The 6,592-nt window shown below is 54.0% G+C and carries 10 protein-coding genes; 3 read left to right on the forward strand and 7 right to left on the reverse strand.

From position 1 onward, the window contains the following. Position 1: 1 nt before the first annotated feature. The 7 genes from flgH to flgB all read right to left on the reverse strand — a co-directional run bounded on the left by flgH (position 2) and on the right by flgB (position 4,989). Positions 2-661: a flagellar basal body L-ring protein FlgH gene (gene flgH / locus MHN01_RS00360; protein WP_239409528.1), complete on the reverse strand. Its 660-nt coding sequence runs from the start codon at positions 659-661 to the stop codon at positions 2-4. 10 nt (positions 662-671) lie between these two features. Further along, complete coding sequence (flgG, locus tag MHN01_RS00365; RefSeq protein WP_239409529.1) at positions 672-1,457, reverse strand: flagellar basal-body rod protein FlgG; 786 nt, start codon at positions 1,455-1,457, stop codon at positions 672-674. Between the two features lie 69 nt (positions 1,458-1,526). After that, positions 1,527-2,261 carry a flagellar basal-body rod protein FlgF gene (flgF, locus tag MHN01_RS00370; RefSeq protein ID WP_239409530.1) on the reverse strand — a complete coding sequence of 245 codons (735 nt, stop codon included), beginning with the start codon at positions 2,259-2,261 and terminating at the stop codon, positions 1,527-1,529. Positions 2,262-2,273: 12 nt separating this feature from the next. After that, on the reverse strand, positions 2,274-3,479 hold the full coding sequence (gene flgE, locus MHN01_RS00375) for a flagellar hook protein FlgE (RefSeq protein ID WP_239409531.1): 1,206 nt from the start codon (positions 3,477-3,479) through the stop codon (positions 2,274-2,276). 32 nt (positions 3,480-3,511) lie between these two features. Continuing rightward, positions 3,512-4,183 carry a flagellar hook capping FlgD N-terminal domain-containing protein gene (locus MHN01_RS00380; RefSeq protein WP_239409532.1) on the reverse strand — a complete coding sequence of 224 codons (672 nt, stop codon included), beginning with the start codon at positions 4,181-4,183 and terminating at the stop codon, positions 3,512-3,514. Between the two features lie 9 nt (positions 4,184-4,192). Then, on the reverse strand, positions 4,193-4,612 hold the full coding sequence (gene flgC / locus MHN01_RS00385) for a flagellar basal body rod protein FlgC (protein WP_239409533.1): 420 nt from the start codon (positions 4,610-4,612) through the stop codon (positions 4,193-4,195). A 5-nt stretch (positions 4,613-4,617) separates the two neighbouring features. Then, complete coding sequence (gene flgB / locus MHN01_RS00390) at positions 4,618-4,989, reverse strand: flagellar basal body rod protein FlgB (protein ID WP_160656262.1); 372 nt, start codon at positions 4,987-4,989, stop codon at positions 4,618-4,620. Positions 4,990-5,122: 133 nt separating this feature from the next. On the opposite strand from flgB, the gene flgA reads away from it, so the two are divergent. From flgA to flgN, 3 genes are all read left to right on the forward strand, one after another. Further along, positions 5,123-5,872 carry a flagellar basal body P-ring formation chaperone FlgA gene (gene flgA / locus MHN01_RS00395; protein WP_239409534.1) on the forward strand — a complete coding sequence of 250 codons (750 nt, stop codon included), beginning with the start codon at positions 5,123-5,125 and terminating at the stop codon, positions 5,870-5,872. Between the two features lie 93 nt (positions 5,873-5,965). Next, on the forward strand, positions 5,966-6,238 hold the full coding sequence (flgM, locus tag MHN01_RS00400; RefSeq protein WP_239409535.1) for a flagellar biosynthesis anti-sigma factor FlgM: 273 nt from the start codon (positions 5,966-5,968) through the stop codon (positions 6,236-6,238). Beyond that, on the forward strand, positions 6,238-6,592 hold a 355-nt coding region (flgN, locus tag MHN01_RS00405), incomplete at its 3' end, for a flagellar export chaperone FlgN (protein WP_239409536.1). The genes flgM and flgN, both read left to right, overlap by 1 nt.

Below are 6,592 nucleotides of genomic sequence, written 5' to 3' on the forward strand. Positions count from 1 at the left end.
ATCAGATCGGGAACCAGGAACTGTTAAAGAATCGCGATAGCCAGCCGGCCTCATTGGCATCTGCCAGCGCACCACGGCCGGAATAAGTGATCCGGGCATCGCCCAGACGCTGCGAGGACACCCGGTTAGAGCCATCGATATCATCGACCCGCACCAAGCCGGACAGGCGAATATATTCATCGCCCTGATTAAGCTTGAGCCACTTCTCTCCCCGGATCCGCAATACGCCGTTAGGCAGCACGTCGGCCACCATCACGGTAATACTGCCCGACAACGAGTTTTGCTGTGAGCTTGACGACGAGCCTTTGAAATCCCGCTCGCCCTCGAGGGTAAACTGGCCTTTCGGCTGTGACTTTCCGGCAATCAGCGGAACACCAATACCGACATTGCTGTCCTTGCCGAAACTGGTACCGGCCTTCTTACTAGAACGAGTCTGCTCGTCGAGCTCCACCGTCAGGATATCGCCAATGCGAAAGGCACGGCGGTCCTGAAACAGCGCCAAACCGTAGTTGGCACTAAACAAGCTACCATCGGGATCAACCTTGTATTCCGGAAACTCCATATTCGGCACGGTTTCCTTAGGCTGAACATCGACAACGGAAGAAACCGGCGCACAGCCGGAAAGCAATATTGCACCGAGCAAAAAAATTACACGTAGCATGCCTGAGCACTCACATTGACTGGCTGACAAATTTCAGCATCTGATCGGCACTGGAGACCACCTTGGCGTTCATTTCGTAGGCACGCTGAGTAGTGATCATGTTGACCATTTCCTCCACCACGTTGACGTTTGAACCTTCAAGGCTGAACTGGCTGATCTGGCCCAGGCCGTCCTCGCCGCCCACGCCTTCAATCGGGGCACCCGAGGCACCCGATTCCTTGAACAGGTTACCGCCCAGTGCTTCCAGTCCTGCCGGGTTGGTAAAGTTTGCCAGTGTGATCTGGCCAATTTCCTGTGCCTGCGGATCCTCTGCTGTCGATATTGTCACCACGCCATCGGAGCCAACGTTGAAGCTGGCCGCATTGTCCGGGATCTCAACATTCGGGATCAAAGGCAAACCGGACGCGGTTACCAGCGTGCCCTCAGAGTTACGATGAAACTGACCGTTTCGGGTATACGCTGTATTGCCATCCGCCAGCTCGACCTGGAAAAAGCCCGCACCCAGGATCGCCAGATCGGTGGCCTGCTCGGTGTTTTGGTAGGCGCCGGTTTTCATCAATTTCTGGGTGCCGATGGTGCGAACACCATTACCCAGCTGCAAGCCGCCCGGGGTTTCATTCTGCTGATCAGCCATTGAACCCGGCTGCTTTTTCATCTGGTAAAACAGATCTTCAAATACCGCACGGTCCTGCTTAAAGCCAACCGTATTAACGTTGGCCAGGTTATTCGAAATAACCTGCATCTGGGTATCTTGCGCTGCAAGGCCTGTTTTACTGACCCAAAGTGCTGCATGCATCTTGTATTGCTCCTAAAAAAACAGGCAGCCCTGCATAGCAGGTGCTGCTCTCAAACAAATAAGCCAGTGTTAGCTGCCGCGAATTATTCGGTTACCGGCATTGGCCAGGTCTTCAGCGGTTTTCATCATCTTGACCTGGAACTCAAAGTTCCGGGACAGTGACATGTTATTGATCAGCGAGTCGATAGCATTAACGTTGCTGCTCTCGAGGTAGCCCGAAGCCACCGTAACAGTCTCGTCCATATCAGCCTGGGCTCCTGCTCCGGCCACCCGGAACAGACCGTCTTCACCTTTACGCACGTTGTCCAGATCCGGCTTCACCAGTTTCAGCCGACCGACTTCCTGCACCAGGCCACCGCCCTGTGGCACTATCGAGATAGTGCCGTCGGTACCGACATCCAATTGCTGGTATTGCGGAATCACCAGCGGACCGCCTTCTCCCATTACCGGTCGGTTGCCCAGCATCAGTCCGCCATCAGCATCAAGGTGAAAGTTCCCGCTGCGGGTATAGGCTTCACCATTTTCTCCGGCCTGAACCGCAAAGAAGCCCTCGCCGCGAATGGCGATATCGAACGGGTTATCCGTGTGTTGCAAGGCACCGCTGGAAAAGTCTGTTCCCCCCGCTCGTGCCGCTACCAGGGTACGGCTTTTATAGCCTTCCCCTTTTACCGCAATGCTTTCGGCCTGTTCGATATCCGCGCGAAAGCCGGTCGTGTTCACATTGGCCAGATTATTGGCGTGTACCTGCTGTGCCATCATGACCCTGCTGGCACCAGACATGGCGGTGAATAACAGCTTATCCATGACCGACTCCTACTACAGGTTCTGGAACAGGATCTGGGTCATCTCCTGCGCGACCTGAATCGTCTTGGCATTGGCCTGGTAGTTGCTTTGAGCCGACATCAGACCAACCATCTCATTGGTCAGGTCAACGTTCGAGCTTTCATACATACCAGTACGCAGTTCGCCCATCTGGCCGCTTCCGGCAACGCTTGTCAGTGGTGCGCCCGAGGCAAAGCTCTGGGTCCAGCGGGTGCCGCCAGCCTGCTGCAAGCCTTCCTGATTGGGGAAGCGAGCCAGGACAACTTGACCCTGTGCCTTGGTCTGGCCGTTTGAGTAACGTGCGTATACCGTACCGTCAGTTTCGAAATACCAACCAGCCAGCTTACCCGGCGCATAACCATCCTGGGCATTCTTGTTAATCGAAAAATCGCTGCCGAACTGGCTTACTTCTGCCATATCAAAGGCCACGGTTTGCGAACTCGCACCACTGCCAGGGTTAAAAGTCAGGCTGATACCGCCAGTTGGCGAAGCCAGCTTACCATTGGCATCAAAACGAAGGGGCTCGGTTTGCATCGGGGTTTTCTGATCATCCAGTACATAGTGAACCTGCCACTCGTTGTCACCGGTTTTCACAAAGTACTGGGTCATCTCATGCTCACCGCCAATCGAGTCGTAGATTGGCGTAGTGGTGCTGGAGGTAAATGTCTTCGGATCCTCGCGGTTAAACGGCGTCACCTTAGGATCGATAGCGGCAGAATTGGCATCCAGGTTCAGGCCCTGATTAATTCTTGAGGTTATTTTCGCCGCCATATCGCCAGTACTGACCGTCAAGTCACCCAGATTACCCGTCTGGATCTGACCGGTATCGGTCGCGTCATACCCTTGCAGACGGTAACCGTCCGCCGTAACCAGGTAGCCGTCCGCATCCAGATTCATCACCCCGTTTCGGGTAAACATCTGCTGACCATTGCTCTGGACCATAAAGAAGCCTTCGCCGTTGATCGCCAAGTCGCTGTTACGACCGGTCGGAGTAGTCGTACCGCTCATGAAGCTCTGGCGAACTGTTGACACCTCGACACCGTTCATCTGGCCACCGCCAAACTCCGGCGCGTAGATATCCTGAAACTCAGTACGCGATGACTTGTAGCCAATGGTGCCCACGTTGGCAATATTCTGGCTGATGGTGTTCATTTGTTCGGTGGTGGACTTCAGGCCACTCATACCAATATTAATTGACATTACCTTTCCTACTCTGCTTCTTATTCGTCGGCTTATGCCGTTATTTCACGCATATCGTACATAGACATCTTGCCCAGCCCCTTAAGGCTCAGCAAAATCGTCCCGCCGTCAGACGGAATGTTGACCGACTCCACTTCGGCAGCGATCATCATTTTCTGGCTCCAGGCATCGTCACCCTTTTCCGCCAGCACCTCGAAGGTATAGGAGCCGGCACCCAACTCGTCACCATCGATCTGAAATTCCGCCATCCCCGTCCCCTGCGGGCCCAGCTTGATTTCATCCACGACCTTGCCGTCTTCGTCGTAGACCATGACCTTGGCGCTATCGACCGGCTTGTCAAACTGGACACGGCCTTCAATCACCTGGCCTTTGGCAACATCTATTTCCTGGTTGGCCTCCATCAGCACTTTCTTGCCGACCAGGCTGGTGGCCTGTAGCATTTCCACATTGGTCATACCGATATTGAGGTTAGCCAGGCCTGACTTGACCCCTTCCAGGCTCTCGACCGCCGACATCATGCCCAACTGGGTCAGATACTCGGTACCGTCAGTCGGATTCAGCGGATCCTGGTTCTGCACCTGGGCAACCATCATGGTCAGGAAATCATTACTGGACGGGTTCATTCCGTTACCGGCCACCTGAGGCTCAGATGAGGCCGCCTTCGGACTGTACTGACTGGTGGTCGTAATTTGTGGCAAACTCACTTAAGCCTCCTAACTTGTCTTACCGAGACGCAAAATACTCTGCTGCATACTGCGAGCCCGGCTCATGACATCCACACTGGTTTCAAAACTGCGGGATGCCGCCATCATGTCCGCCATCTCTTCCACGGCATTCACGGTAGAATGAAACACATACCCGTCTTTATTGGCCTTAGGATGATTTGGCTCATAACGGCGACGCAGCGGTTCGTCACTGTCAATAACATCCTCAATTTTCACCTTGGCACCAGCTGCCGGGCTGTTGAGGTCAATCATCACAGTCGAGAATACCGGCCGCTTGGCGCGGTAACCGGCCTGCTCCGAACCCGATACCACGTCGGCGTTAGCCAAGTTGCTGGCCACTGTATTCAGGCGTACTGTCTGCGCCGTCATTGCGGAGCCGGCAATGTCATAAATCGTAGAAAAAGCCATAGCTGTTACTGTCCGTTAATGGCTTTTTTCAAGCCGCTGAGTTTCATGTTCAAAAAAGTCGTGCTGGTCTGAAAAGCCATTGCATTGGCGGCAAACTGTGCCTGCTCAACCCCCAGCTCGACCGTATTACCATCCCTTGCCGGCTGCTGCGGGGCACGATAAAGCAACTCATAATCTTGCGGCCGGCGGCGAGCTAGATGTTTCGCCCTGGCTTCATTGGCAACCTGACTCATCGCGTCTTCGAAACTAATATCCCGCGCCTTGTAGTTCGGGGTATCAACGTTGGCCAAATTACTGGCCAATACCTTTGCGCGTTGTGTTCGAAACGCCAATGTATTAGGGTGTACCCCCAGTGCTTGTTCAAAGTTAATTGCCATTACCTGCCGCCATTAATTGTTGCAATCGTGCCTCGAGGCACACCATAGAGATGGTCAAACCAGAACGGCAACAAGCACGAAACATGCCAACAGTTATATATCAATACATTCAGATAGTTACGGTTGTATCAGCGTGCATCTTAAGCAAATGCGGAAGTACCGCTTCCGAGCGGAAACGGTGTTAATCGCCTGTCTGCTCGGCAGTGTCGTCCCGGCTAGCAGCCTGGCAAAAAATACATCTCCCTCCTCACCAGAGCATGCCTCGGTGCAAAAGGAGATCACCCGCTACCTGGACAAGCAAGTCCGGCGCTACGCCGCCAGCATCGGCAGCGATGACTACCAGATCAGCCTCCAGCCACCCGCAAAATTGCCGCCCTGCAACCAACCATTACGCCAAACCCTGAGCGAGCCGACGAAACCTGTCGGCCGGTTATCTGTCACCCTCGAATGCCACCAACCCAACTACTGGAAAGCCAGGACCCGGGCCGAAGTGGCTATTTTTCTTCCGCTGGTGGTTGCCAAACAGCCTCTCAGTCGCCGACAAACCATCACCCGGACAGATCTCAGTCTTAAACGCAGTGATCTGGCCCACATGCGCTATGGCTATTTCACCCGCATTGATGACGTCGCCGGACTGACTAGCCGACGCAAAATTTCGGCAGGCAAGGTGATCAGCCCGCGAATGGTCGAAGCACCCGAGCTGGTCAAGCGCAACGAGGAGGTGATTATCGAGGCCCGGATGGGTGGGATGACGGCAAAAATGAAAGGCATGGCACTGGAGTCAGGTGCAGAGGGGGAATCTATCCGGGTTCGGAACCTGTCATCCGGCAAAGAAATTTATGCCACCGTGATCGGGCGACAAAGGGTACAGACCACCTTTTAATGGTATTATTAGTTGCCGAAATAAAATTATTTAAGCATTTCGCCGAGTGGTCGCTTTAGATCAATAACCGCACATCTGTTTTTTGTGAAGACTATGATTGGAAAAATATCTCACTCGCAGCCCGTCGTTCTACCTACAGAGGCTGCCAGTAAAACTGCCGGGGCAAAAACAGCGCCTGTCGCACAAGTCGAACTCAGCCATGAGATGAAATCGCTGCAATCTGCCAAGCAGGCGATGGAGAGCACCAGCGATGTCAATATGGACAAAGTGGCGCAAATGAAGGCGATGCTGAATGCTGGCAAGGTTTCGGTCAACCTGGACTCGCTGGCCGGCAGTATGGTCGACTTTTACCAGGGACAAAACTAATGGCTTCCCAAGCCGAACTGGTCAAAGCCCTGCTCAGCGAACTGGCTCTGGATGTAAAGAGCTACCAGCAGCTGGAACGACAGCTTCAGCAACAGGAAACATTGCTGGTCAACCGTGACAGCCAGGCATTGCTGACGCATAACGCCGAGCTACAGCAACTGATGCAGCAACTTGGTGAGCGTGCACAGCGCCGCTGCGAATATCTCGAGTCGTTGGGTGTCAGCGCCGATGATACCGGCATGAAGCGTCTGCTTTCAGCCTTGCCTGCCCAGTACCGCCAGCAAGGCAATGCCCTGTGGCAACAACTCTATGAACTGACATTGCAGTGCCAGGCCCGCAACAACAGTAACGGCC

The organism is Photobacterium sp. OFAV2-7 (assembly GCF_022347985.1).
GTDB lineage: Bacteria > Pseudomonadota > Gammaproteobacteria > Enterobacterales > Vibrionaceae > Photobacterium.